Raw genomic sequence first — 26,999 nt, forward strand, 5'->3', positions numbered from 1 at the left:
AAGCTCCTTAAGTTATTTACCTTTTTTATTCAGGCATTGTCTTTCAATCATTGTCTTTTGGACGCTGCAATTTAACGCATCAAGTCAGCTTGTACAATCTCAATCCAGTAACCATCGACATCTTTGATAAAGGCGATGTTTTTCATACTGCCATCTTCAGGACGTTTTTTAAATTCCACATCGTTTGTATCAAACCAAGCTATCGCTTCATCTAAATTGGGTACGCTAAAGCAAATATGACCAAAGCCTTGCGGCTCGCTATTGCCATCATGGTAGCTAAAGTCGGTCTTGTTTTCAGTTCCATAGTTGTGGGTTAGCTCTAAAATACCGCGTTGACGGAACGCAAAGATTTCCAAGTCACTACCTGCTGGCAAGTTTTCGCGCTCGCTTTCTGTCAGCTTGGCTAAAAAGTATAAATCAAATTCCATATCAGGGAATTTTTTGACTGCTAACAACGTCATGCCAAGCACGCCAGTATAAAACTCAAGTGACTTGGCAGGGTCTTTTACCCGTAGCATGGTGTGGTTAAATGTAAAACCTGTGGTTTGAGCGGCGATGGATTGGACACCATTTGCATTTACGCTACTCGTAGGTTGAGTTATCGTTGCTTTGTTGTCGTCGGTTGTCGAGTTAGAAGCTAAATTAGACATAATTATCCTAGTATTTGACAGAAAATGATTGGAAAGCTAGCAAACCACTGTAACTATAATAGCGATTTGCTAAGCCACTTCATCGTAATAAAAATTCATAAAACTATTGATAAAGTTTTGTAAAAGCGTGCCCTTAATATGCTGAGCTTATGACACTGACTAGCTCTCCAAAAACCGTACTTTCCCTGTCTCTAAGTCATACTCTGCACCAACGATAAGCAGCTGACCACTATTGGTTAAATCTTCTAGCGCACGCGAACCATGTTTTAGTTGACTGACTGACATACGCACGTTAGCACTGATAGAACGCTCAAGTAATTCGTCCGCATCTACGTCTTGACCATTAGCTGTTGCAAGCTCATGCAAGTTATAAACGCTTGGGCGAATACGATCGACGATAGATTGTAAGTTGGGCGTATAGTTCTGCTCAGGGTTGATAAGCGCTTCAACACAAGCCGTCACCGCACCGCAATGTGAATGTCCGAGCACCACTACCAGCTTGGTACCGAACTTTTCGGCTGCAAACTCGATTGAACCGATTTGTGATGGTGCTACCACATTACCTGCTACTCGAATGACAAATAAATCACCCAAGCCTTGATCAAAGACAATCTCAACGGGCACGCGTGCATCTGAGCAGCCCAAAATTATCGCTAGCGGATCTTGATCATTGACAAGCTCTGGGCGTTTTTGCATACAGGGGTCGGTATTAGTCAGGCTATCGACGTAACGTGTATTGCCTTCTTTTAAAAGCTCGAGTGCTTCTTGACCTGTTTTTGGGCGTGTATCGTTCGGCATAAAGCGTCCTTAATTATTGATAATTATTAGAGCATTAGATGGCTTTAGATTTATTTTTTAGCGATTACTTAGCTCGTGGTCTATTAGTAATTCTTAAGCCTTTTGGCTCATTATATTAGTCAGCCATGAAGTAATTGTATAGGAATAGAGGCTAAAAAATGATAAAAAAATTGTGTTAAAGTCATTTTTTCAATTAAAAACCAGAAGTAGTCTCTAGAGCGTATTAGATTTTCGCGTACGTTTCGGCTTTACACAAATGGTGAACCTCTCAAATTATACATAGAAATACTAGGAAGATGCTTTAAAAAGTAGGGAGACTTTTGCCGTCACAGCCTACGCAACAAATAACGAACTTGGCTTAATTTATATTAAGGGTTTGCTATAATGTATAGTAACCAGACCACGCTTACGCTTTGCCAAACCACGTTGTTTACAGTGTCTTATCTTAAAAGATGTACTGACATGCTGGACACTTAGGAACGAATATTATGACCGACTCATTTACGAATACGCCCCACAACCTTGCATCATCTGACACTGTACTGTTACAACTGACTGGTCTAAAAAAAACTTACGATCAAACAGAAGTATTAAAAGACATCAACCTCGATATCCAGCATGGTGAGTTTTTAACCTTACTTGGGCCATCAGGCTGCGGTAAAACTACGCTGCTGCGCCTAATTGCTGGGTTTGAGCAGCCAACGGCAGGGGCGATTTATTTAGATAGCGTACAGATGGCAGGTTTGCCCGCCGATAAACGTCCAGTTAATACTGTGTTTCAGCAGTATGCGTTGTTTCCGCATATGAGTGTCGCACAAAATGTCGCTTATGGTCTTAAACTCAAAAAAGTGCCCAAAGCTGAGATTCAAACGCGGGTACGTGAGATGTTGGCAATGGTTCAGCTTGAGCACCTAGCCAATCGCAAGCCGCAAGATTTGTCTGGTGGTCAGCAGCAGCGCGTCGCCATTGCGCGTGCGGTGATTAATCGTCCTAAACTATTATTACTTGATGAGCCACTATCCGCACTTGATCACAAGCTGCGTCTGCAGATGCAATCTGAGCTAAAAAGGTTGCAACGAGAATTAGGTATTACTTTCGTTTTCGTCACTCACGACCAAGAAGAAGCGCTATCTATGTCGGATCGTATCGCGGTGATGAAAGATGGTAGGTTTCAACAAGTTGGCACCCCTATTGAGATTTATGAAACCCCTGCCAACTTGTTTACTGCCAAATTCATTGGTGAGACCAATCTGTTTAAAGCAGAGGTCAAAGGCGTCTATCCCAATCAACCAGATCGAGATGGTCGCGTGACCAATGGTCGTATCGAAGTCGAGGTTTGTGAAGCACAGGCGCAAGAAGGTCAAGCGACATTACGTAATTTGCGCCGCCCTGATTTTGCCAATGATGTACAGGTGGGCGATATCGTCAACCTACTGCTTCGTCCTGAAGATTTACGCATTTATGATCCCAATGATAAAGAACATGGCGGCTTACTCGGTCGCGTCATTGAGAGTAACTATAAAGGCAGTACCTTAGACTCGATTATTGAGCTGGCAAACGGTCATATCATCAAAGCCTCAGAGTTTTTTGATGAAGATGATCCAAGCTTTGATTACAAATTAAATGAAGCTGTGAAAGTCTCATGGGTAGATGGTTGGGAGTGGGTATTGCCCGAAGACACTCTGACAGAACAAAAAACACCTGAGCAAAGCGCGTCTATACAAAAAGCAGCCATGCAAAAGGATGTCAGCTAATGGCGCGTACTAGCCGTTTTAACTTGGGCAATAAAAGTCCTTTTCGTACCGCAACCTTATGGCTGATTTGGGGCTGGCTACTGATATTTGCGTTGTTACCAAACATTTTGGTCATTGCGGTCAGTTTTTTGACCCGTGATAGCAGCGCGTTTATCAGCTTGCCCGTCAATATCGACAGCTATCTACGCATAGTGGACCCATTGTATTTTGAGGTGTTTGTTCATTCACTATGGATGGCAGGTATCACTACAGTTATTTGCTTGTTGCTGGGCTATCCTTTTGCATGGTTGGTCTCCAAAGCTCAAACTCGTTGGCAGCCATTGCTCATGATGCTACTAATACTGCCGTTTTGGACCAACTCTTTGGTACGTACTTATGCGCTCAAACTGCTGTTTGCTAATAACGGTCTGATTAATAAAACGCTACTTGCGGTAGGTATCATCGACACGCCTATCGATATTTTGTATACGCAAGGCGCGGTAATAGCTGGACTGACGTATTTATTATTCCCGTTTATGGTATTGCCACTCTATGCAGTATTTACCGATTTGCGCAATGACATGCTACTGGCCTCGCAGGATTTGGGCGCATCTAGAACACAAACCTTCTGGCACGTGGTACTACCATTGACCACGCCTGGGATTATCTCAGGGGTGCTGTTAGTGTTATTGCCAGCGATGGGGATGTTCTACGTGGCAGATATTTTAGGTGGTTCGCGCAATTTATTGGTTGGTAATATCATCAAAAACCAATTTTTAGACGCGCGCGATTGGCCATTCGGTGCCGCAGCCAGCGTATTATTGACCCTGGCGATGGCCGTACTATTACTCGCCTATCGTGCCAGTAGTCGCCGTATCGGCAAGACTGACTTTAATGAGGTGGCCTAATGTCTGATAATTCATTAAGCAACTCATCAAGTCGCTCATCCGTTAAGAGTAAAAGTTCTATGAGGATTGGCAACATAGCCGCTAAGGGCTATCTTGGCCTGATTTATGCCTTGCTATATCTGCCCATCATCGTCTTGGTGGTAATGTCATTTAATAAGTCAAAAATCGGCTACAACTGGGGCGGCTTTAGCCTCAAATGGTACGAGTCGCTATTTAATAACCAAGCGATGCTCGATGCGTTTTGGCATTCTATCGTCTTGGGTTTGGTCGCTGCCACCGTCTCAACCTTAATCGGCACGCTCACCGCCCTTGCCCTACATCGTTACAACTTTCGCGGTAAAGGCTTACTAAATGGGCTGTTATTTGTACTGATGATGTCACCTGAGATTGTCTTGGCTATCTCGTTGCTCGCATTATTCTTGTTAATTGGTCTGCAGTTAGGCTTTGTCTCGCTGTTACTCGCGCACATTACCTTTTGTCTGCCGTTTGTGGTTATCACAGTATTTGCACGCTTAAGCAGCTTAGATGAGCGCTTGATGGAAGCGGCGCGCGACTTGGGCGCCAGTGAGTCTACCATGGTACGTACAGTTTTGATTCCTGTCATCCTGCCTGCGGTGATGGCAGGTTGGTTACTCGCCTTTACCTTATCACTTGATGATGTGGTGGTGTCGACCTTTGTCACAGGGCCTAGCTATGAGATTTTACCGCTACGCATTTACTCGATGGTACGCGTCGGCCTCAAGCCAGAAGTCAATGCTATTGGTACATTGCTATTGGCCGCCTCGCTTATCTTAGTCATTATCTCGCAGCTGTTGTTACGTCGGCGTTAGTTATTAACTATCTCTAGGTAAGAAAAATTTAATAATAGTATTTGAGTGGAATTCACTGCTACATTAGTTATAATGAATTTTTCTCACCTCAGCGATCAGGTTGTCTTATGTTAGAGCTTCGCCATCTTAATACTTTAACGGCACTGCGTGCGCATGGCTCTTTGGCCGCAGCTGCTGATGAGCTGCACGTCACGGCCTCTGCCGTCTCCCATCAGCTAAAAGAGCTGGAAAATTACTACGATATTAGCTTGGTCAATCGCCGCACACGTCCGCTCACTTTTACGCCTGCAGGCAAGACGGTACTGGCATTGGCAGACAGCATCATGCCGCAAGTTACTCGCACCAAATCCAATCTTAAGCGTTTGGCTCATGGTCAGGCTGGCAGGTTGCGCCTAGCCTCTGAGTGCCATAGCTGCTTCGATTGGCTGATGCCAATACTCAATCATTACCGCCGTGAATGGTCGGATGTGGAACTGGACTTTGCAACGGGCTTTGAGCCTGAACCACATCACTTATTGATGGAAGGTGATATTGATTTATTGATTACTACCAGTGATTTACCGATAGAGGGTATCAGCTATCAGCCCCTATTCGAATATGAGAGTCGCTTGGTACTTTCACCAACGCATGATTTGGCCGCGCAAGAGTTTATTGAGCCCAGTGATTTGACTGACGAGACTTTGATTGCTTATCCGGTGGAAGCTAAGCGTCTCGATATTATTGCCAACTTTATGACGCCTGCAGAGGTAATTTTTGCGAGTATTCGTACGACTGAATTGACAGCAATGCTAATTCAATTGGTCGCCAGTGAGCGCGGCGTAGCGGCATTACCTGATTGGGTGGTCGCGGAGTATGAGAAAAAAGGCTGGGTGGTATCCCGTCCATTGGGCAGTGGTGTGCATTGTCAGCTATATGCTGCAACGCGCACGGCGAGCCAAGATATGGCGTATATGCAAGGGTTTGCGAGTTTGTTAGAAGGGATTGTGAAGCCGTTGTAGGTTTTATTTACCATAATGTACATTTATGGGGATAAGCATGGTCCCTAGTGAGGACTTGAATCTACGACTGTGGGCTAATGGCAGCAAAGATTTAAGTTTTCCAGATAGTTTTAGCGTACCTTGTGGTGTACTTACCATACATATTCTATTCGCGATCGGTGCGCTATACAGGCATCGAAATGTAGGCTTATTGGAGCATGAAAAAGCCTATACAATGAATATCTAAATAATATTAAAAAATGGATCAAATATGAGTATTTTTTCAAAACTACGAGAAATAGAAAGTAAATATAAAATTAAGCTACATGAAAGTGAGAGCTTTAAACAAGCTGTGTACAACGGAGAGATGACAGATTCGGAAGATTGTATTATTGATAAAATCGAATTAATTTTAAAACATTACCCTGACAGCCAAGATATTTCCTTATCTACGTACCAATCAGATGAAACCTCAGATGATGAATTTTGCTACGCTGTGGTATTACCCTAATATTTAACTATGGAGTGCCACATGTTTCTTATACGGAAGGCAAACCAGAACGATGTATCAGATGTTGCTCATATACACTTTGAAAGTTGGAATGCTACGTACTCGAACCTTTTACCCAAAACGTATAGAGACAAAGAAAATAACTTATCTCAAAAAATGAACATGTGGGAGAAGGTATTACCTAGCTCTGGTGTAAATACATGGATAGCATATGATGCTGAGGATACTTCTGTAGGATTTATTTCTTACTTTAAGAAAGATCAAAAGTGTGAAATAACCACTTTGTATCTCTTACCGCAATACCAAAATTTAGGGATAGGTACTAAGTTAATGGACGCAGCCCTAATTGATGCTTCTCAATGTAATAGCTGTTCCAGTATATCTTTGTGGGTGTTAAAAACCAATCTATCTACGATTAGTTTCTATGAGAAATTTAGTTTTAATTCTGACGGGCAATGTGATGAAGAACTATATGAGCACACCAAAATAACAGATATTAGAATGGTAAAAATACTCTAACATCTGTTATTTTGAGTATACCCTAAAAGAACCACCCAAACAGACCTTATAAGCAATTAATAAACCACTTAAATCAAACGACTAAACGAGTGATATATACCAAAGCTTACAAAACCAACTTAAAAAAGTAAAACCCAATAGCAGTCGCCAGCAATGTCAATCCGACGTGCAAACCCACTAAGCCTAACCCTGCCAGCAGCCGTCCATCATGGATAAAGCCAAACACTTCAGCGCTAAAGGTACTAAAGGTGGTCAGCCCGCCCAAAAACCCTGTTATCACAAATACCCGTACATGATCAGGCAAATGGCTCCCCATACGCTCAAACCACACTAGCGCCAACCCTATCAGCAGTCCACCTAAGATATTGGCGCTCAGAGTACCGAGTGGCACCCAACCGTGCAAAGCATTAAAACGCGATAGCCACGCCCGCAGGCAAGCACCCAATGCTGCTCCTAAACCAATGGCAAGCCACTGCATAGATTATCCTTAGTTTGTATGGGTTTTAAACTTCATACCGCAGGTAGCTCAGTCATCGGCCAACGCGGAATACAGCTGACGGCTAGATCATCAGCCTGACCCGCTTGTAGACGCTCAAAACCAGCATAAGCAATCATCGCCCCATTATCAGTACATAACGCTGGCGGCGCATAATGCACAGTGGCATTAATTTTGGCCAGTTCAGCTTCTAAGGTCTCGCGCAGATGCGTATTGGCACTGACGCCGCCCGCAATCACTAAGCGGCTCATGCTGACTTGCTTAAGCGCTTTCACGCATTTTTTGACTAGTGTATCAACCATAGCATGTTGAAAGCTGGCGGCAATATCGGCACGAACTTGCGGGTCGCTGTCAGAGCCATCTGTATCTTTAATGAGATTATGCACCGCTGTTTTCATACCGCTAAAAGAGAAGTCTAATCCGCGATGCAACATTGGACGAGGAAGGTCATAGGTATTTTGATCGCTATTTTCGGCCAGTTTGGCAATATTAGGACCACCAGGATACGGCAGGCCGAGCATTTTGGCCGCTTTATCAAAGCACTCACCTGCTGCATCGTCGATCGACTCACCTAGGATTTCATATTGTCCAATACCGTGTGCGGCGATCAGCTGCGTGTGCCCGCCAGATACCAGTAGTGAAACAAATGGAAAGGCTGGTGGTTTGGCGCCCATCAGCGGTGCGAGCAAATGCCCTTCCATATGATGGACCCCAATCGCAGGAATACCTAAACCGTATGCCAAGCTGCGACCAAACAAGGCACCTGTCATCAACGCACCGATCAAGCCTGGGCCTTTGGTATAAGCAATGGCATCGATCTCGCTTTTTTTGACATCACACTGCTCAAGCAGCTCATTGAGCAAAGGTACCAGCTTACGTATATGATCACGGCTGGCAAGCTCGGGCACCACGCCGCCATAGAGTGCATGCAGCTCTATTTGTGAATACAGCACCTGCCCGACCAAACCTTGATTGTCGCTACCCATTTGCTCACTGTCAAAGATCGCCAGCCCCGTTTCATCACAAGACGTCTCTAAACCCAATACCTTCATAGTTTTGCCTTTATCATACCTTGGTCTGCATGTTTTTTGCGCGTCTTTATCTTTTGTTAGTTGACACACTTGCACAAAAAAACCGTCATTGTCAGTCACAATGACGGTCAGTTTAGCAAATTTCAATAGCCAATATACTCTATATATAGAGTATTACTGAACTGCCTCGACCATATAATCAACCGCAGCATAAACTTCTGCTTCACTTATCTTATCAGTCGCCTGCGCTGGCATCTTGTTGAAGCCTTTAGCTGAATGCATATGTAGCGTCTCTATACCTTTAGCAAGACGCGGTGCCCATGCAGCCTTATCACCGTATTTGGGCGCATCGAGCAGACCTGCTTCGTGACAGACTTTACAATTGGACTCATACAGCTTTGCTCCTGCATCAGCTGCCAACACCTCAGGCTCAGCAGCCGTTTCTTGCTCTGTTTCTTCAGTCATCGCTACTTTAACTGGCTCAGCTTCCACTTCAACCATAGGTTCAGCTTCGACCACAGGTTCAGGCGTCATGGTTTCAGGATCTGCTACAGACGCTTCTTCTACCACTGTGCTTGTCTCAGTAGGTTCATCCATCGTGGCAGACTCGTCAGCAGTGTTATTATCACCACTACAAGCACTCAATAACAGCAATGTGCTAATACTAAAAGCAGATAAAGTTAGTTTGTTTATCATCATAACTCCCCTCTTAGTTTATGTTAGCAGCTACTCATTCGTCGCTGGTTCAGCATCAGTTTCTGTTGCTGCATTATCAGTAGCTGGTGTAGTTGCACTATCAGTCGTAGTTGCGTCGGTATCGTCAGTAGTGGCTTCTGCTGTAGCAGGCTCAGTCATGCCTTCTTGTGTAGTCATAGTAGCGTCTGCCTCTGTACCATCTACAGCAGTGTCATCAGCTCCCTCTACAGGCATTGGCGCTGTCTCTGGAAATTCCATGTCTTCAGCTTCAGGGGCATTTTGACGAGCCAATTCAGCGGCTTCTTCCACTTTGTCTACTGCTAAGACCTCATGTGACTCGCCGTCTTTGTCACCACTACAAGCGGTAACACCCAACCCAAGAGTAACAACCACCGCTGCGCTTAACGCTGTATTTAGTACTGTTTTTTTCATTCCAACACCTTTAATAAAATGGAGACAGCATCTTGAATATGCCTACTACTATATGGGAATTATCATAGCATAAACTCAAACCAAACCGTTATACGCAGTAAGGTTTTTTATTCACTCTTCTCTTATCTACCTACCTTAGCTTTGAGCGTGTCTATAAAGGCTTGTAAAATGAACAATAATGCCTGTTTATCGTCCATTTTACACGACAACACCCATAGTTAAACGCACTAAAAGCATTGACTTTGTTGCTATTTTTTATTAAAATACCTGCCCTTGTGCTATAGCACAAATTATCCTAGTTTGAGCTGATGCCGATAATCTTGAGATATTACGGCTAAATACTAATACACAGCCAAACTAATGCCTTTATATCTCATCCTAATCAAGGAGTCTTCATGCCTGCAGTTAAGGTTAAAGAAAACGAACCAGTTGATATCGCTATCCGTCGTTTCAAACGTGCTTGTGAAAAAGCTGGTGTATTATCAGACGTACGTAAGCGTGAGTTTTATGAAAAGCCAACGCAAGTACGCAAACGTAAAAAAGCTGCTGCCGTAAAGCGTTATAAGAAAAAACTGCAACGCGAAACTATTCGTACCACTCGTATGTACTAATCACTAATACGATTATTTAAGTACAAGCGCTACACTAACGCCACTGTTATCAATAAATAACAGTGGCGTTTTTTATGCTACAATTTTTGTTATTGCTGTTGTTTACACAGACTTTTATTAACAGGTCAATCATAAAGCACCTTCTTAAAAGCCTAACGAATAAAACTTAACGAGTAAGGATAATAATAGTGAGCCAACTTAAACAGAACTTATCGGACAATATCACAGCCTCTATGAAAGCGCGTGAGCTTGAGCGCGTCAAAGTACTACGCAACGTGCAAGCGGTCGTCAAACAAATCGAGATTGACCGTCAAAAAGAGCTTGATGATGCAGGCGTCTTAGAAGTGCTACAAAAGCAGCTAAAACAACGCCAAGAGTCGTTAGCTATCTTTACTGAAAATAGCCGTGATGACTTGGCAACCAAAGAGCAGTTTGAGATTGATATCATTAACGAGTTTATGCCGCAGCAGATGAATGACGCTGAGCTGGCCGCCTTAGTCAATGCAGAAATCAAAGAACAAGGCGCAACCTCAATGCGTGATATGGGTAGTGTCATGGGCGTACTGAAAAATAAAACTGCTGGTCGCGCTGATCCTGCACTCATCTCAAAACTGGTAAAAGACGCGCTACAAGGTTAATCCTTACTGTTTAAAAACAGCCGCTGCTATCTAAACAACCGCTTAAGGTTTAAAATCTTTGGCGGTTTTTACGTTTTTAATTTCTTGTTCGATATTGGCCAATAATGGACGAGCACTGCTGCTCTGTGCGCCAGCGTCCAATTGATCGACCAGTCGTTTGGCCTGCGTAAGTGAGATAAGTGCCGACTCGTAACGACCATTCCATAGCTGATCATAACTACGATAACGCAGCGCGTTAATCGTAGCAATACGGGCTACTTGCGGCGATGGAGCAGTTTTGGCCAGTTTTTCATTGGCCAGCTGCAGGCTTTGCCACGCATAGCGATCGCTTGGCTGCTGCTTGGTCAAAGGCTTGAGTAGCGCTTGTGCTTGGGTCGGCTGATTACCATTGGTCAATGCTTCTGCCAGATACAGTCGCAAATCGCGGCGCTCAGGATAGAGACGTTGCTGTTCTGCTAATACGTCTGCGGCCTTGGTCCAGTTGTTTTGTTCACTTAACACTTGACTATGAGTGATAGATAATAGCGGCTCTAGTATTTGTCGCTCAGCTGCCGGCAAGCCTTGTAACTGCTGCATTGTTTTGTTCGCTTCATCAAAGCGCTGCTGCTCTCCATACCAGTGTACTAACGCCAGCTTTGCCCCGACGCTATTTTTGGCAGCAGTCGTTAGAGCGGTTTCTGAGACATGCTGGCCCATGGTCTGTACTCGCCAGTAAAGCAGATCAAATAATGCTTGATGACGCTGCTGCTGGGTCAATGATAAGGGTGGATAACGCTGAGCTCGACTTTGTGAGTCGCTTAGGCGTTCATTACTAAGTGGATGCGAGCGTACAAAGCTTGGCAAAAATCGATTGACAACTTGATTTAGCTGGTGTTGCTGATTCATTGTGGCAAAGAATCTTGGCATTGCTCGTGGGTCGTAGCCTGCCTGTGTCATAATTTGCATGCCCACACGGTCAGCTTCGCGCTCGTTATTACGGCTAAAAGCCATGCTACTGTTCATAGCTGCGGTTTGGCTGCCCATCATGACAGCAGCGCCAGCATCCCCGTCAGCTGCTGAGGCAGCAATCGCTGCTAGCATGCCGCCTATTTGCATCAACATGGCTTTTTTGCGCTCATCTGCACCATTTTCGTAATGACGCTGGCTAATGTGGGCAACCTCATGTGCCACAACGCTTGCCAGCTCATCCATACTATTTGCCGCTAGTATCGTTCCTGTATTGATACCGATAACCCCTCCTGGCGCAGCAAAAGCGTTGATACTTGGGTTGTCAATAATGACTACCGCCAGTGGTGCTTGCTGCCGTACTTGAGCATTGAGACGCCATGTCATGTCTTTTATGGTCTCTTGAATCCAAGGATCATGCTCCATCTTGGCACGGCCATTGATATTTTGTAGTGACCACTCACCCAGCAGCTTGTTTTGATACTGGTCAGCGAAGCTTAGGCCTTGACCTTGTAAACTCGGTAGCTGTAATTCATCAGATTTTTCGGTTTGCCAAGTGCCATACGTTGAGCCAGTCATCAGTGCTGATGGTGTTATTGACTGCTGAGCTATAGTAGAAGCAGCATAGCTCTGATGACCAACAAGTAGCGGGAGCACAAGCAGGCCTGCGTATCGTAATATAGACTTTTTGCATAGCCAAGATAACCGCCACAATCGAGTCTGCGGTTTGTCGGCTGTACGCTGATCTGCTATAAGCTCGTTGCTTAAAAGGCTATTTAAATAATTCAAAGGTATGTCCTGTTCTATTAGCTACTAATGGTCATAGCGTTTTTTGACTATACGAGGTTGGCTATACAAGGTCAATTTTTATGATGATTTTAATAGCTCAATCATAGCGTTGACTATATTCAACTGCTTTTGCTCTACTACAGTTTGTTATAATATAACCGTTATTTCAAAATAGTTATGTTTCATATTGACGCTGATTTTACTTTGCAGTAATTTGCAACGATTTTAAACGTTGGGTGTTAAAGTTTAATTAATCATGGCTCAGATGCTAAGGATTTTATCTATGTCTGCAAAAGGCAATTTAAATACTACGATATACACACCTCATCAGGTCTGCTTGCAGCAATCATTATCGGCTACCGAGCAAGATAAGATTGCGTCTTTACTACGTTTATTACCAACCTACTGCATCAACTATATTCAGTCAGCTGCGGCCGTAGACCATACCCAACCTGTCATTAAAGTAAAAAACATGGTGGATGGACGCGGACTTGCTTGTCCAATGCCACTACTAAAAACCAAAGTCGCACTGCGCAGTGTAGCGAGTGGTGAGTCGTTATATGTCGTAGCAACTGACCCCAACTCTCAAGCAGACATTGCAGCATTCTGTCAGCAGTCGCATAAGCCCAATGATACTGACCAGCTGCTTTTGACTGTCAATCAAATGACTACTGGGCAAGAGATGGATAACACTTCAATGAAGACTTCCGATACAATATTTCACTTCATCATTACCAAAACCGATAGCAACTAAGCGTTGCTATCCTTTACAATTGAGATAACACAGAATTTTATCTGAATATTTGCTTATTTAATATTTGCTTACCTATATTAACCAAGGTCAAGAATATGACTACTCCATCTACTGAATCGTCCACAACAAAAAAGACGCAAGACAGTGCTGGTACTGAAAAAAATGCTGCACGTGAAGCGGCGCTGAATGCGGCAGCGCAGCGCCCGCCTTACGATGCTAGTGCACTAGAAGACACCAGTACGCGTGACTTAGTACCTGCCATGCCAACCCATTTGTCTGCACCAGGGGTGAACTTGGGTGCGTATATCAATACTGTCCATCAGATCCCTATCTTGACACCGACACAAGAACAAGAGCTTGCTCATCGCTACTATGATGAAGGCGATGTCGAAGCTGCACGCTTATTGGTCATGTCACATTTGCGTTTTGTTATTCATATTGCACGCAGTTACTCAGGGTACGGTCTACCGCAGGCCGATTTGATTCAAGAAGGCAATTTGGGATTGATGAAAGCGGTCAAACGTTTTGATCCTAATAAAGGCGTACGTTTGGTATCCTTTGCAGTGCATTGGATCAAAGCTGAAATCCATGAATTTGTAATTCGTAACTGGCGTATCGTTAAAGTTGCCACCACAAAGGCCCATCGTAAATTATTCTTTAATTTACGTAGTCTAAAAAAGACCAATAATCAGCTGACGCTAGAAGAAGCGGATGCTATCGCAAAAGACTTGAATGTCACACGCAAGCAAGTGCTAGAGATGGAGTCACGTCTAACGTCTTACGACGCCTCGTTTGAGACCCAATCAAGTGACGATGATGATGGACGCTATGCGCCGCAGTTGTTTTTAGAAGATGGTATTGATCCTGCTGAGATGATAGAGGAGTCTGATTGGGAAGAGAGTAACTCATCAGCATTGATTGCAGCGATGGATACCTTAGATGACCGCTCGCGCGATATCGTCGAGCAGCGTTGGCTGACAGAGCAAAAGTCTACCCTGCATGAGCTGGCTGCCGTCTACTCTATCTCAGCGGAACGGGTACGTCAGATTGAAAAAAATGCCATGGATAAAATTCGTGATGCGATGACTATTGAAAGCGTTATTTTGCCTGATGACATTCAATAACCATATTGTCTGATATAAAGATTGAGCTCATAAAATAATATTCAATCAATAGTCAGATATAATTTTAATAGTCTAAACGTATTACTTATAATAAGTGTGGTCGCATGGTGAATTGGATAAGTGTTGCAGCGATAAATCTCGCTATCGCTGTTAGTCTAGGCGCGTTTGGAGCACATGCTATCAAAAGCATGGTGAATGCTCAGCAGCTTGATTGGTGGCATACGGCAACGCTGTATCTGTTTATTCATGCACTTGGATTATTGGTTATCGGACTCTTGATTCGTCTAGGCTATGCGACTTATGTCAGCGCTTGGCTGCTACAGATTGGTATTATCATATTCGCTGGTAGCTTATTTGCGATGACTCTAGGTGCCCCGCGTTGGTTTGGCGCTATTACGCCTGTGGGTGGTATCTTATTGATAGCAGGATGGCTATGGCTCGCCATTACTGTATTTAAAGTGAGTAAATAACGATAAACCGTTATGATCCTAATATAACCCATCGAATAGCTATTGAATTAAATCATTGTTTTGAGGGAGCAAATATTATGAGTACTATTCATGTTAATGGAAGAACCTTACAGACCACGCATCAAACTGTGCAATTGGTTGTCAATGAGCTGGGACTGAGTAGCGGTCGCTATGCGGTCGAAGTCGATGGTGAGCTTGTCCCCAAAAGCGAGCTTGCACAGCTACGTATTGTTGAAGGTATGAATATAGAAGTCGTACAAGCAGTCGGTGGTGGATAGATAGGATAGTGTCTCTGCTTTTCGTACCATAAAAAAACATATAAAAAGACCTTAACACATCATATGTTAAGGTCTTTTTATATGTTTTATCTGTTCCTTTTGTCTTGGTTTTTTATTGTATTTATTGTGACTTTATTTCTTGATTTTCTTATTAACTATCTCATGATACATTAAGTCGCTGGAGCAACTTCAACTCCTGATACCTCTTCATAGCGACCATCACGTCCTGCACCGCGGACTTTTTTGCGTTCTTGACGAGTTTTATACTTGCGTACTTGTCTATCAAGCTTGTCTGCCATCTCATTAATGGCTTTATACATATCATCTTCACACGCTTGGACGAACATTTCTTGACCTGAGACTCGCATGATCGCTTCGGCTTTATGGCTCTTTTTGCCGCCGTCGTTTGCACCGCTATTATCTAGCGATAGTATCACTTGAATACTTTGAATCTGGTCAAAGTGACGCTCTACTTTTTCAAGTTTCTCACGTACAGCTGTGTTCATTGCATCGGTTACGCTGATATGGTGACCACTGATAGAAACGTTCATATGCTGATCCTTATATTTATTACTCATAGTCAACAGATGGTTTGGCACACCGGCCTGTACCACCTTGCCTTATCAATAACAGTAGTAGAGTCATCATATATTCATTCTGTGGTAAATCCTCTAACAACCACTTATTTATAATATAGAGTAACTGCTGTAAATTTATTATTGATATGCTTCTAATTTGTCATGAAAGCTGGTTAGTAGCAATACGCTATATTGTAATTAAATGTAATCAAGTCTTTTGTTCTTTTCACAATTATATATAATCAGGAATTTTTCTTTTTTATTGAGACTGTTATATAAAACAATCTTTCTAGTAGATATCAGCCGCCAATAAAGCGCTAAACCTTCTATCTAGTATCACCCAATCTTTATAATTAAAACACTTTACGAGATGAGCAGTTCTTAATACTTTTGTTTGCGCTGCGTAGAAGAGCTGATATTCATCGCTTCTCGATACTTGGCTACTGTACGTCGTGCGATATCTATACCATCAGTAAGTAGCTGAGTTTGAATACGGCTATCGGATAAGGGCTTTTTGGGATTTTCATCTTTAATAAGCTGCTTGATCATGGCACTGATAGCAGTAGATGAGATGTCTCCATCATTACTACTAACATGGGATGAAAAAAAGTGCTTGAGAGAAAATAGCCCTTGAGGGGTTAAAATTGTTTTGCTAGTGGTCAAGCGCGAGACAGTGGATTCATGCAGCTCTACTTCTTCTGCCACATCTTTTAGAATCAGCGGCTGCATCGCTGTAGCTCCATGTTGCAAAAACTCATCTTGACGGCGTACGATACTAGTGGCGACCTTTAACAAGTTTTGATTACGCTCCTCGATACTACGAATGAATAGCCGAGCGTCTGTGAGGTTTTCACGTAAATATTGATTGTCAGGACTGTCATCACCGCGTTTCACCAAACTTGCGTACTCTTGATTGACCCTCAGTTTCGGTAATGTCGCTGGATTTAGACGTACATGCCAGCCGCCCTCTTTTGCTTCGCTATTGGACGGTTGACGTATCGGAGTCACCAACACATCAGGGATATCGTAGCTGGCAGGAGGCTGAGCGTAGTCAGGCTGCGTGTTTTGAAAGGACAGTCCTGGTGCAGGGTTCAAGGTACGCAATAAGTTAATAGCAGGGGTAATATGCGCAGGTAATAAGCCTGTGGTCTCAGTCAGCGCTTTAATATTGTTACTGACCAAATAATCACTAGCAGATAGCAGCGCCTGAGCATGCGCTAAATGTTCCGTATTAGGATCAAGCTTGTTTAATTGAATCGCAAGGCACTCACTTAAATTGCGCGCGCCTACGCCGAGCGGGTCACAAGATTGAATAATACGCAGTACCACTTCTATCTCGTCACGCTCAATCTGCTCATCCCATTGATAAAAGCTTGCCATTGTATCGAAACTTTTGAACAGCTCGTCAATATCCAATTGTACAAAGCCCATGTCATCCATCGAATCTACTAGATACTCTGCTATTAGAGTATCTGCGTCTGAAAGATGTTTAAAATTCAGCTGCCAGCGTACATAGTCTTGGATACTGGCGCTGGTACTGCCTTGATAATCATCAAGCTCGTCGTAATCTGTGCTCGCTGCGGCGCTACTCCCACTAAAGCTTCCAATATCATAGTTACCGTAACTTTCATCGCTATCCGTGCTCTGATACTCGCTGCTTGAGTACGTATTGTCTGCATCAGTGTTGTCCATAGCACTGCCATCAATGTTTGCTTGTTGCAGTTTGTCTAAGCTGTCGCTAAAAGTGTCATCGTAATCAGTAGCATAATCAGTAGTGCCATAATCAAAAGTATCATCATTACCATCCGATGCGTCAGACGATAGACTTATTTCGCTATTATCATTCCACATCTCAAGCGTCAAAGAGTCATCTAATGCATCTGCTGCCGTATCGCCACTGTCTTCATACTCGTACTCATCTTCTTCAATGCGCTCAAGTAATGGATTGCTATCTAGCTTCGCTTGAACCTCTTGTGCAAGCTCAAGGCTAGAGAGCTGCAACAATTTGATGGCTTGCTGCATTTGTGGGGTTAGCTTTTGGGAGGTAGATAGCGTGGTCGCCAATCCAAACGACATACTCATAGATTATGTATTACACTCCAATATTATTACTTTGATCATATGTATTTGCAGCTTATGGACAACGGCTTACGTTTTAAGTGTACGTATCTTTATTAGCTTATACCATTTGCAAAAATAAAAATAGCAGGTAAAACAATTACCAGTATTTAGTATCGTGGCTTAAATAAGATTAGGCATATTAGATCATTTTACAAGCTGATAGCGATAAGCAGTACAACTGCACTGAACAATGACGATAGCATTATTTGTCCTAATTTTGCTATGATAATTTATATCTTAAAACGATAACTGAGAATAAATACATGGATAACAATTTGCCTAATCATAAGCTTACGGTCGCTGCGGTACAAATGAATAGCCAACAAGACGTTGATGCAAACCTAGCGACTATCAAATCTGCTATTGAGGAAGCTTGTGCTCAAGGAGCGCAGCTCATAGTGCTGCCTGAGAACTGCTGTAGTATGGGACGGCAGTTTGCGACTGCTGAGCGTTTTGAGTCTCTCTCAGCTACGCTAGCGGACTATGCACGTACCAACCGCGTTTATTTATTGGTAGGATCGCTACCGTGTTCTTATCGCCCGGATGGTGTCGTCGTACCTGATGGACGTCTACGCCAAGTCAGCCAGCTGTTTGGTCCTGATGGGACGCAGGTCGCACGCTATGACAAGATTCATCTATTTACTGCAACTGTGGCTGACAAACAAGGCAGCTACAACGAAGCGGCCACGTTTGAGCCTGGCATGCAGACAGTAGTGGCGCCAGTTGAAGCAAACGACTCAGTCTATCAACTTGGAATGATGGTATGTTTTGATTTGCGCTTCCCAGCCCTAGCTCAGCGTCTACGTCAAGCTGGAGCCGATTTGTTGAGCGCGCCCTCTGCTTTTACTTATTTGACAGGACAAGCGCACTGGTCGCTGCTCTTGCAGGCTCGTGCTTTAGACAGTCAATGTATGGTGATTGGGGCGGCGCAAGGCGGTGATCACGCGTACAAAAATGGTAACATTCGTCAAACATGGGGACATACCGCTATTACTGATTTTAATGGTACTGTCAAAGACTGTTATGATAACAGCCATCTAGATAATCAAACCCAAGACAAAAACTATGCATTGGTATTCGCAGACTTAGACAAACCTGCTCAAGAACAGGGACGACAAAAAATGCCTATTTTTCAGTGTCATCGCTTAGCATAATCCAAGACATCTCTAAGCACAGCGCGTGTCATCTCATTGTATGGTTTGGCTTTATGTGGCTCTAGTCTTTCTCGTTTTGCGTATGCGTAGCGCGCGGATGGGCACGGTCATAGACTTGGGTCAGCTTGGCAAAATCAACATGAGTATAGATCTGCGTGGTACTGATATCACTATGGCCTAGCATCTCTTGGACAGCACGCAGGTCGCCACTACCTGAGAGCATGTGGGAGGCAAAGCAATGGCGCAGTAGATGGGGATATAGGTTTTGTGCAATACCAGCTCGCGTTGCTGCTACTTTTAGACGCTGCTGCACGGCCCGCGTGGATAATCGGGTGCCGAGCTTTTCACTGATAAACAAAGCATTGTCTTGCTGCTCTACCCATAAGTTACGATGCGGTAAATAGCGATTGATGGCAGCGGCAGCCTTCTCGCCTAACGGTAATAGACGGGTCTTATTACCCTTACCTGTGACCCGCACCCGCAAATCAGACAAATCTACATCACTGATATCAAGTGCTACCAGCTCACCTACCCGCAAACCACTACTATATAGTAGCTCAAACATTGCTTTGTCACGTAGCCATAAGCGGGCTTGCTCGGGTGTATCAGGTATCTCTTGATCGAGCAATTGGGTCAGTAAATCCACATCAGCAATAGAAGGCAATGGTCTAGCGCTGCGTTTTAGCTGATAGCCAGTGGTGGGATTGATACGTGCCAACCCCTCCTCAATCATCCAGCCATAAAAATGCCGAATAGCTGACAGCTCTTGTTGGACACTTGCCAGCGCCAGTTTATCTTCATCCAAGCGTTGACTGATATGCTGCGCAAGTGTGCGTTTATCACAGCGCGTCCAGCTCAGCTGCTTACCACGTAAAAACAACGCGAGCTGATTTAGTCCAGCAAAATAAGACTTTAAAGTATGCACGGAGTGATTGCGCACAGCCAAAGTGTTTAGCCAACGATGCACTGGTGACAATAGCTCACGTAGCGTCTTATCTATTTCTACAGATTCAGCAGGCATATAGATATAGTCATCTTTAATAGACATACGTTGTCCTTGATGCCTCAAATACCAAGTAGTTGACTCAGTTTGATGAGTTGACTGGGTTGGGTTTGATTCCTGCTTGCGCCATTAAACCATCTGGGCTAAACACACCTTCATAAACAAAGGCAGTTGGGCCTGTCATCATCACTGAATAGCCTGGTTGCCACTGGATAATCATACTACCGCCATATAGCTGCGCCCGTATTTCTTCGCCTTCATCAAGCCAGCCTTCACGTACACCAATGGCTACTGCCGCACAAGCACCTGTGCCGCACGCTTGGGTCTCACCGACGCCGCGCTCATAGACACGCAGACGGATATGACGCTGATTCATGATCTGCATAAAACCTACATTCACATGCTCTGGGAATGCTGGATGTGACTCAATGGCTTTGCCCAACGTTTCGACTTCAGCATCAAGCACATCGTCGACTTTGATGACAGCATGCGGGTTGCCCATATTGGCAACATAGAGCTGCACAGGCGTACCATTGACGTCTAAATGATAGGCGTTTTGAATCTTGGTTGTCGCTCGGGGCGTAAACGGAATTTCATCTGGCTCAAACTTAGGCTTGCCCATGTCCACCTCAACCCAGCCATAGCGATCAGTGGTCAAAGCAATAATACCGCCTGCGGTCTCAACACGTAAGCGCTGTTTAAATGACAATTTACGCGCTTGCACAAAACGGGCAAAACAGCGGGCACCATTACCGCACTGCTCAACCTCTGTGCCATCGGTATTAAAAATACGATAACTAAAATCAACATCCGGGCGCATCGGTGGCTCGACGACGAGCAATTGATCAAAGCCAATACCCAAATGCCGATCTCCTAATAATTGCACCAATTCTTTGGTCAAATCCAAGCGCTGAGTTACCAAATCAATGACCATAAAATCATTGCCCAGACCATGCATTTTGGTAAATTCTATTAGCATATCCCTTTGTCCTATTCTATTTTTATGTGTCTGTTATATTAGCATGCTGTCTGTCACAATGATAACTATCAGCGCGTTGGAGACTGCAGGAATCCATTAAAACAATAAATAACTGCAATTATCACAATGAAACCCATAGCGACCATAATCAGCGCCATAAAAAACCCATTGTCATGATAACAATGGGTCATTATTACAGCGGTAAGATTGGCAGCTACTAAGAGTGGCAGTTACTCTATCTGTAATGCACTCTACTTTGCATTTTGCCAAAGTATCTCATCTGCATATAGAGCTTCAGTAGTTTCACGTTTGCGAATTAGCTGATGATGACTTCCTGCAACCATGACTTCACTTGCGCGCGGGCGTGAATTATAGTTGCTGCTCATGGTAAAGCCATACGCCCCTGCACCAGTAATGGCTAAAACGTCGCCTGTTGCAAGTGATAATAGACGATCTTTTGCTAAGAAATCCCCAGTCTCACAAATCGCCCCGACGATGTCCCACGGCTGAGTGTCATCTGTATCGATACCTTCACTGGGTAATGTCATAGGAATCACTGCCATTTCTGCTTGATAAAGCGCTGGACGTATCAAGTCATTCATCGCAGCATCAACAATGGCAAAGTTTTTGTGCGCTGTTGGTTTTAGTACATCGACACGGGTCAGCAAAATACCGGCATTGGCGACCATGCTGCGACCTGGCTCAAAAAACACTGGTAAGCCAAGCTCAGTCAGTTTCGGTAAGAGTGCTTGCGCAAAGTCATGAATAGAAACGGGCGACTCATCAATATAACGCACGCCGAGCCCGCCGCCTAAATCAATATGACGCAGCTCAATACCTTTTTCACGCAAGCTATGAACCAACTCAATGACTTTATCCAACGCAGCAATAAAGGGTTCGACTTCCGTTAATTGTGAGCCAATATGACAGTCAATCCCAACAATATCGATATGCGATAAAGCAGCTGCCTTTTCATAGACAGCGACGGCCTCTTCATGGGCAATACCAAACTTATTGTCTTTTAGACCGGTTGAAATATATGGATGGGTCTTGGCATCGACATCGGGATTGACCCGTAGCGATATCGGTGCCCGTTTATCAAGCTGCGTTGCTACCTCATTAATTAATGTCAATTCACTAATAGACTCGACGTTAAAGCAGCCAATACCTTGAGTTAGCGCGTATTCGATATCGCTTTTGGTTTTGCCCACACCTGAAAACACGACTTTATCGGCTTGCCCGCCTGCTGCCAATACGCGCATAAGCTCACCGCGCGAGACAATATCGAACCCTGCACCTGCTGTCGCAAGCACACCCAACACCGCAAGGTTTGAGTTTGCTTTTACTGCATAGCAAATCTGATGGTCAATCGCCGCAAAGCTGTCGCTATAAGCCTGATACACATCGAGTATTGCCTGCTGCGAATATACATAGCATGGTGTATCGTAGCACTCTGCCAACTCATGAATACTTACCTGCTCCATCCATAGCTCACCTTGGTTATAGTGCAGTTCGGGTAAATGGTTGGTTAAGGCGGCCGGATCGACATACATTCCTTGCTCAGTATGGATGGTTACACCGTCAGCTTGCAATTTAGTCTCACTCATATCGGGTTCTCAAATCTAATCAGGTTATCAATTATTAAAGTTAATAGTCGTTAGGATCGTCACTGGCGCTAGGCAGTGTCTGCTGTTGCTCTAAATAGCGGCTCTTGTCATAGTTGTCATCATCAATAGTAGCAAAAGCAGCATCTTGGGGATGACTGGTACTATCTAGTTGATCTGAGGCAGCAACCGTCTGACTGCTAGGCTCTGCTAAGTAAAGTGCCCCTTTTTGTCCGCAACCCGACAGTCCGAGCATAACGGCACTGCCAATCGTCAATGTCCAGATAGCATAACGACCAGAGTTGGCAGATAAATTTTGGGTGCCTCTAGTATCTAAAGAGCGGCGTATAGTAAACATATGACAGATAACCTTGCAACAGTGGAGACGCTATAAGAAGTATTATAAAAGGGCGTTGAAATTTAGTACGAGCCAATCATAGCATTATTCACTAAAGCTATGCTTGCCTTGAGTTTTATTAACGGATAATTTTACTGGTTTTTTGACCACATTACTCTAAAAATCAGTCTTATAGCGATTCTCTCTATTTGCCTACTTTTAACTTATGTCATGTAGGTATACCTTGTCTTAAAGGTTTGTGAAATTATCAAAAAAGATGTTTAGAATCGGACGGACAAACTTCCTTACAATTTTGATAATAAGCAAACTTGCCTTTATAACGCTTGCTATAGCCACTGCGGATGGAGAGCCATGTTCGGTGAACAGTTGTTATGATGCCTTGACGAGCGCCAAACTTTAACCTTATAGTTGACGAGGTATAGCAACCTCCTCTTATAAAACACATTCTAAGGATAGAGCATGAGCGACAGCGCCGTTAATCCCACTCTCAGTGATCAAGAGACGACAGCAACCCTGACCAATCCAACTTTGGTACTTAATTGTGGTTCATCCTCTATCAAATACGCTTTAATCAGCGAAGATGAGTCAACCCGTATTACTGGTCTCGCTGAAAATCTAGGTCTCGATACTGCCCGCATTAAACACAATACTTTAGATGGTAGAAAACTAGAAATTGCTATTGCAGGTGGACGACATGAGCTGGCCTTGCAAAAAATCCTCGAGCTACTCGAGCAGTACCATTTTGTCGCAGTCGGTCATCGCGTGGTTCATGGCGGCCGCGAGTACTCAGAGGCCGTTCGCGTAAACGAGCATGTGCTATCAGAAGTAAAACGCCTAAAAGTATTAGCGCCGCTACATAATCCTGCCAATGCGCTTGGCATCGAAGCTGTGCAAGCTATCTATCCTGAAATTCCACAAGTCGTCGTCTTTGATACTGCTTTTCATCAGACCATGCCGCCAGTTGCTTTTCTTTATCCGCTGCCAAAATCACTGTATGCAGATCATAAGATTCGCCGTTATGGCTTTCACGGTACTTCGCACGCCTACGTCTCAGAACGAGCAAGCCAAATCACAGATGCCAAAGGCCCTCATGGTTGGTTAACCGCGCACTTAGGCAATGGTTGCTCGGCGACCGCCGTCTATGATGGCAAGAGCTTAGATACCAGTATGGGACTCACACCGCTTGAGGGTCTGATGATGGGTACGCGTAGCGGGGATGTCGATCCAAGCTTACATATGCATCTAAAACGTCAGCTTGGATTGAGCTTAGAAGAGATCGACAAGATGCTCAACAACGAAAGCGGTCTGCTCGGTATCTCAGGTTTATCTAATGATCTGCGTACCATCGAAGAAGCGGCCAATGAAGGTCATAAAGATGCACAGCTCGCCATCGAGATGTTCTGTTATCGCGTTGGCAAATATCTTGCCAGCCTAAGCTGTGCGCTCCCTGACTTTACCGGTATCGTCTTCACTGGTGGTATTGGAGAGAATTCAAAGACGACTCGTGCGCGCATCTTAGATGTCATGCGTCATTTCGGTATTAAGTTTGATGCGGACAAAAATGCCAGCCTAGTCGGCGGTAGCGAAGGCAGCTTCCACAGCGACGATAGCAGTATTGAGCTATGGGTTGTGCCAACCGATGAAGAGTGCCGTATTGCGCAAGAGACCCGCCAAGCGCTAGGAATCGCTTAAAAAGACGTTTGCTTTAATGAGAAGTAAGACCTTTTTATGACTTCCTCGATATAAAATTCCTCAAGGATATAATAAATAAACAGTAGGATATGCTATGCAAACCATATTACTTGTTCCTATCAGTCGCGGTATCGGTGTGACGTCAGCGGCATTAGGCCTGATTCGCGCATTAGATTATAACGGTATCAAAGCAGGCTTTATGAAGCCGTTTTTGCAAGATGATACGCTCGACAAACAAAACAGCTTGGACAGCTCAAGCGCATTGACCATGCACGCGTTTGGTCTCACGCCGCCCAAGTCCATCAATCGTCAGCGCGTCGAGCGCATGATTGGGGATGGCAACCTTGATGACTTGATGGAAGAAGTGGTCATCAATTATCACACCATTGAAGGTGATCAAGATGTGATCATCTGCGAGGGCTTGGTTTCGACGACTGAAGCTTCTTATGCTGCGCAAATCAACCGCGCTATCGCTCATGCACTTGATGCCAAAATTATTTTTGTCAGTACGGCTGATACCCAGAACCCCGCTCATCTTGCTGATAAGCTCGATATGCATGCGCGTGAGTTTGGCGGTATCGCAAGCGAGCGTACCTTAGGCTGCATCTTGATGCGCGTCGATGTACCCAATACCTTTGAGAATCAGCCAGTTGCGCCTGGTGAAGCTGTCTTTGAGCTTGATAAAAGCTTCATTCAAGAAGTGCAGCGTTTGTCACCGCACTTTGATACTGAGCAATTTCGCTTAATCGGTGTCGTACCTTTTAGTGATTCGTTATCCGTCCCACGTACTTGGGATATCGCTGCCGAGCTTGATGCCACTTGGTTAAACGTCGGCGAAGCTAAAACGCGCCGAATCAATCATATCAGTTTAACGGCTCGCTCGATTGCACGTATCGATGAGGTCTTTAATCGTGGTACTTTGATTGTCGTACCAGGCGACCGTGATGATTTATTATTGGCCGCAGCCTTAGCTTGTATTAATGGCGTTCCATTGGCAGGCCTAGTATTAACAGGCGGCGTGATGCCAAATGAGACTGTCGCTGAGCTATGGCAATCTGCTATCAAAACGGGCATTCCAGTCATGAGTGTCGAGACTGATAGCTATGAAACCGTACAAAACCTTATGCACATGAGTGCTGAGATTCCAAGTGATGATACCGAGCGCGCGCTAGACGTTACTCGTTATGTGGCCGCGCATTTAGACTTAAGCTGGATTAAAGAGCAGTTCAGTGGCGATCACAAACCGCGTTTATCGCCAGCAGCTTTTCGTCATCAAGTCGTCGTAAAAGCACAAAACGCCAAAAAGCGTGTGGTATTGCCAGAAGGCTCTGAACCACGCACGGTAGAAGCTGCTTGTATCTGTCAAAGCCGCGGTATCGCTGACTGTGTGCTGCTCGCTAAGCGCGAAGATGTCGAGCAAGTCGCCAAAAACCGCGATTTAATCTTGCCAGAAGGGCTTGAGATCATCGACCCTGATACGCTCGATATGAATAAATATATCGCGGCAGTCGTTGAGCGCCGTAAAGGTAAAACAACAGAAGAGATGGCCGCTGAATATCTGCAAGATACGGTTTATCTAGGCACCATCATGCTACAAATGGATGAGGTCGATGGTTTGGTGTCAGGGGCGATTCATACCACAGCCAATACTGTACGTCCTGCATTTCAGCTGATTAAGACCGCACCGCAGTACTCGTTAGTATCGTCAGTCTTTTTTATGCTACTGCCTGAGCAAGTGGTCGTATATGGTGACTGCGCTATTAACCCAGACCCAACGGCTGAAGAGTTGGCTGAAATTGCTATTCAATCAGCGCAATCTGCTGCTGCGTTTGGCATTGAGCCAAAAGTGGCTATGATCAGCTATTCAACAGGTGCTTCAGGTACTGGTGCTGACGTTGAAAAAGTCACACGCGCCACAGAGATCGTTCGCGAGCGCGCACCAGAGCTGGCAGTTGACGGTCCATTACAATATGACGCCGCCTCGGTCATGAGTGTGGGCAAACAAAAAGCGCCGGACTCTAAGGTTGCTGGCCAAGCCAATGTGTTTATTTTCCCTGATCTAAACACGGGTAACACCACTTATAAAGCGGTGCAGCGTAGCGCCAATGTCATCAGTGTCGGCCCGATGCTACAAGGCTTGAATAAACCTGTAAACGATCTATCGCGCGGCGCACTGGTTGATGATATCGTTTATACCATCGCTTTGACTGCTATTCAGGCTTATAGTGATTTGATTTAAGCACCTATTATCTGCGAGAAACCTAGAGCCGACTATCTATATGATAGTCGGCTCTTTTGTGGTTATTAATGACAGTAGCGC

28 protein-coding genes are annotated in these 26,999 nt (G+C 44.5%); 15 read left to right on the top strand and 13 right to left on the bottom strand.

What is annotated here, in order from left to right; genetic code table 11:
- Positions 1 to 71 precede the first annotated feature (71 nt).
- Together gloA and Q0890_RS05330 are read right to left on the bottom strand one after the other, a co-directional pair.
- On the bottom strand, positions 72 to 650 hold the full coding sequence (gene gloA / locus Q0890_RS05325; protein WP_299218371.1) for a lactoylglutathione lyase: 579 nt from the start codon (positions 648 to 650) through the stop codon (positions 72 to 74).
- Between the two features lie 159 nt (positions 651 to 809).
- Positions 810 to 1,448 (bottom strand): carbonic anhydrase, encoded by a 639-nt coding sequence (locus Q0890_RS05330; protein ID WP_299218373.1) that lies wholly within the window; start codon positions 1,446 to 1,448, stop codon positions 810 to 812.
- Positions 1,449 to 1,936: 488 nt separating this feature from the next.
- Between Q0890_RS05330 and potA the strand changes: the two genes are divergently transcribed.
- The 6 genes from potA to Q0890_RS05360 all read left to right on the top strand — a co-directional run bounded on the left by potA (position 1,937) and on the right by Q0890_RS05360 (position 6,926).
- Positions 1,937 to 3,202, top strand: a complete 1,266-nt coding sequence (gene potA / locus Q0890_RS05335; protein WP_299218374.1) for a spermidine/putrescine ABC transporter ATP-binding protein PotA — start codon at positions 1,937 to 1,939, stop codon at positions 3,200 to 3,202.
- On the top strand, positions 3,202 to 4,089 hold the full coding sequence (gene potB / locus Q0890_RS05340; RefSeq protein WP_299218376.1) for a spermidine/putrescine ABC transporter permease PotB: 888 nt from the start codon (positions 3,202 to 3,204) through the stop codon (positions 4,087 to 4,089). The genes potA and potB overlap by 1 nt, the downstream gene beginning before the upstream one ends.
- Positions 4,089 to 4,919 carry a spermidine/putrescine ABC transporter permease PotC gene (gene potC / locus Q0890_RS05345; RefSeq protein ID WP_299218378.1) on the top strand — a complete coding sequence of 277 codons (831 nt, stop codon included), beginning with the start codon at positions 4,089 to 4,091 and terminating at the stop codon, positions 4,917 to 4,919. The genes potB and potC overlap by 1 nt, the downstream gene beginning before the upstream one ends.
- A gap of 107 nt (positions 4,920 to 5,026) precedes the next feature.
- Positions 5,027 to 5,917 carry a LysR family transcriptional regulator gene (locus tag Q0890_RS05350; protein ID WP_299218380.1) on the top strand — a complete coding sequence of 297 codons (891 nt, stop codon included), beginning with the start codon at positions 5,027 to 5,029 and terminating at the stop codon, positions 5,915 to 5,917.
- A 250-nt stretch (positions 5,918 to 6,167) separates the two neighbouring features.
- Complete coding sequence (locus Q0890_RS05355) at positions 6,168 to 6,407, top strand: hypothetical protein (protein WP_299218382.1); 240 nt, start codon at positions 6,168 to 6,170, stop codon at positions 6,405 to 6,407.
- A 21-nt stretch (positions 6,408 to 6,428) separates the two neighbouring features.
- A complete protein-coding gene (locus Q0890_RS05360; RefSeq protein WP_299218384.1) occupies positions 6,429 to 6,926 on the top strand; it encodes a GNAT family N-acetyltransferase in 498 nt (165 codons plus the stop codon).
- A gap of 106 nt (positions 6,927 to 7,032) precedes the next feature.
- On the opposite strand, the gene crcB is transcribed toward Q0890_RS05360, so the two are convergent.
- The 4 genes from crcB to Q0890_RS05380 all read right to left on the bottom strand — a co-directional run bounded on the left by crcB (position 7,033) and on the right by Q0890_RS05380 (position 9,581).
- Positions 7,033 to 7,404 carry a fluoride efflux transporter CrcB gene (gene crcB / locus Q0890_RS05365; RefSeq protein ID WP_299218386.1) on the bottom strand — a complete coding sequence of 124 codons (372 nt, stop codon included), beginning with the start codon at positions 7,402 to 7,404 and terminating at the stop codon, positions 7,033 to 7,035.
- Between the two features lie 32 nt (positions 7,405 to 7,436).
- Entirely contained in the window at positions 7,437 to 8,474 is a 1,038-nt protein-coding gene (gene tsaD, locus Q0890_RS05370; protein WP_299218388.1) for a tRNA (adenosine(37)-N6)-threonylcarbamoyltransferase complex transferase subunit TsaD, read from the bottom strand.
- Positions 8,475 to 8,627: 153 nt separating this feature from the next.
- Complete coding sequence (locus Q0890_RS05375; protein WP_299218389.1) at positions 8,628 to 9,152, bottom strand: c-type cytochrome; 525 nt, start codon at positions 9,150 to 9,152, stop codon at positions 8,628 to 8,630.
- A gap of 27 nt (positions 9,153 to 9,179) precedes the next feature.
- A complete protein-coding gene (locus tag Q0890_RS05380; RefSeq protein WP_299218391.1) occupies positions 9,180 to 9,581 on the bottom strand; it encodes a hypothetical protein in 402 nt (133 codons plus the stop codon).
- Between the two features lie 395 nt (positions 9,582 to 9,976).
- On the opposite strand from Q0890_RS05380, the gene rpsU reads away from it, so the two are divergent.
- Together rpsU and Q0890_RS05390 are read left to right on the top strand one after the other, a co-directional pair.
- Positions 9,977 to 10,192 carry a 30S ribosomal protein S21 gene (gene rpsU, locus Q0890_RS05385; protein WP_010195908.1) on the top strand — a complete coding sequence of 72 codons (216 nt, stop codon included), beginning with the start codon at positions 9,977 to 9,979 and terminating at the stop codon, positions 10,190 to 10,192.
- 188 nt (positions 10,193 to 10,380) lie between these two features.
- Positions 10,381 to 10,830, top strand: a complete 450-nt coding sequence (locus Q0890_RS05390) for a GatB/YqeY domain-containing protein (protein ID WP_299218393.1) — start codon at positions 10,381 to 10,383, stop codon at positions 10,828 to 10,830.
- 42 nt (positions 10,831 to 10,872) lie between these two features.
- Here the strand turns inward: Q0890_RS05390 and Q0890_RS05395 are convergent, their stop codons facing one another.
- Positions 10,873 to 12,564, bottom strand: coding sequence for a M48 family metalloprotease (locus tag Q0890_RS05395; protein ID WP_299218395.1), 1,692 nt, complete (start codon positions 12,562 to 12,564; stop codon positions 10,873 to 10,875).
- A 283-nt stretch (positions 12,565 to 12,847) separates the two neighbouring features.
- Here Q0890_RS05395 and Q0890_RS05400 point away from each other — a divergent pair, with 283 nt between their 5' ends.
- The 4 genes from Q0890_RS05400 (at position 12,848) to thiS (ending at position 15,190) form a co-directional block, all read left to right on the top strand.
- Positions 12,848 to 13,318 carry a sulfurtransferase TusA family protein gene (locus Q0890_RS05400; RefSeq protein WP_299218397.1) on the top strand — a complete coding sequence of 157 codons (471 nt, stop codon included), beginning with the start codon at positions 12,848 to 12,850 and terminating at the stop codon, positions 13,316 to 13,318.
- 260 nt (positions 13,319 to 13,578) lie between these two features.
- Positions 13,579 to 14,442: an RNA polymerase sigma factor RpoH gene (gene rpoH / locus Q0890_RS05405; RefSeq protein ID WP_197409062.1), complete on the top strand. Its 864-nt coding sequence runs from the start codon at positions 13,579 to 13,581 to the stop codon at positions 14,440 to 14,442.
- Positions 14,443 to 14,546: 104 nt separating this feature from the next.
- Positions 14,547 to 14,912 carry a DUF423 domain-containing protein gene (locus Q0890_RS05410; RefSeq protein ID WP_299218399.1) on the top strand — a complete coding sequence of 122 codons (366 nt, stop codon included), beginning with the start codon at positions 14,547 to 14,549 and terminating at the stop codon, positions 14,910 to 14,912.
- Between the two features lie 77 nt (positions 14,913 to 14,989).
- Positions 14,990 to 15,190 carry a sulfur carrier protein ThiS gene (gene thiS / locus Q0890_RS05415; protein ID WP_058367968.1) on the top strand — a complete coding sequence of 67 codons (201 nt, stop codon included), beginning with the start codon at positions 14,990 to 14,992 and terminating at the stop codon, positions 15,188 to 15,190.
- A gap of 170 nt (positions 15,191 to 15,360) precedes the next feature.
- Here the strand turns inward: thiS and raiA are convergent, their stop codons facing one another.
- Positions 15,361 to 15,741, bottom strand: a complete 381-nt coding sequence (raiA, locus tag Q0890_RS05420; RefSeq protein WP_299218401.1) for a ribosome-associated translation inhibitor RaiA — start codon at positions 15,739 to 15,741, stop codon at positions 15,361 to 15,363.
- Between the two features lie 408 nt (positions 15,742 to 16,149).
- Positions 16,150 to 17,850 (bottom strand): RNA polymerase factor sigma-54, encoded by a 1,701-nt coding sequence (gene rpoN / locus Q0890_RS05425; protein ID WP_299218403.1) that lies wholly within the window; start codon positions 17,848 to 17,850, stop codon positions 16,150 to 16,152.
- Between the two features lie 302 nt (positions 17,851 to 18,152).
- On the opposite strand from rpoN, the gene Q0890_RS05430 reads away from it, so the two are divergent.
- Complete coding sequence (locus Q0890_RS05430) at positions 18,153 to 19,043, top strand: carbon-nitrogen hydrolase family protein (protein WP_299218405.1); 891 nt, start codon at positions 18,153 to 18,155, stop codon at positions 19,041 to 19,043.
- Positions 19,044 to 19,104: 61 nt separating this feature from the next.
- Here Q0890_RS05430 and Q0890_RS05435 read toward each other — a convergent pair whose 3' ends face one another.
- From Q0890_RS05435 to Q0890_RS05450, 4 genes are all read right to left on the bottom strand, one after another.
- Positions 19,105 to 20,091: a tyrosine recombinase XerC gene (locus Q0890_RS05435; RefSeq protein ID WP_299218406.1), complete on the bottom strand. Its 987-nt coding sequence runs from the start codon at positions 20,089 to 20,091 to the stop codon at positions 19,105 to 19,107.
- 37 nt (positions 20,092 to 20,128) lie between these two features.
- Positions 20,129 to 21,025 (bottom strand): diaminopimelate epimerase, encoded by an 897-nt coding sequence (gene dapF, locus Q0890_RS05440; RefSeq protein WP_299186185.1) that lies wholly within the window; start codon positions 21,023 to 21,025, stop codon positions 20,129 to 20,131.
- Between the two features lie 251 nt (positions 21,026 to 21,276).
- Positions 21,277 to 22,632, bottom strand: coding sequence for a diaminopimelate decarboxylase (gene lysA, locus Q0890_RS05445; RefSeq protein WP_299218408.1), 1,356 nt, complete (start codon positions 22,630 to 22,632; stop codon positions 21,277 to 21,279).
- A 40-nt stretch (positions 22,633 to 22,672) separates the two neighbouring features.
- Complete coding sequence (locus tag Q0890_RS05450; protein ID WP_299218410.1) at positions 22,673 to 22,987, bottom strand: lipoprotein; 315 nt, start codon at positions 22,985 to 22,987, stop codon at positions 22,673 to 22,675.
- A gap of 459 nt (positions 22,988 to 23,446) precedes the next feature.
- Between Q0890_RS05450 and Q0890_RS05455 the strand changes: the two genes are divergently transcribed.
- Both Q0890_RS05455 and pta read left to right on the top strand, forming a co-directional pair.
- A complete protein-coding gene (locus Q0890_RS05455; RefSeq protein WP_299218412.1) occupies positions 23,447 to 24,679 on the top strand; it encodes an acetate/propionate family kinase in 1,233 nt (410 codons plus the stop codon).
- A gap of 94 nt (positions 24,680 to 24,773) precedes the next feature.
- On the top strand, positions 24,774 to 26,918 hold the full coding sequence (pta, locus tag Q0890_RS05460; protein ID WP_299218414.1) for a phosphate acetyltransferase: 2,145 nt from the start codon (positions 24,774 to 24,776) through the stop codon (positions 26,916 to 26,918).
- Positions 26,919 to 26,999: the final 81 nt, after the last annotated feature.

Source organism: uncultured Psychrobacter sp., from assembly GCF_947488565.1.
In the GTDB taxonomy this organism is placed as follows: Bacteria; Pseudomonadota; Gammaproteobacteria; order Pseudomonadales; family Moraxellaceae; genus Psychrobacter; species Psychrobacter saeujeotis.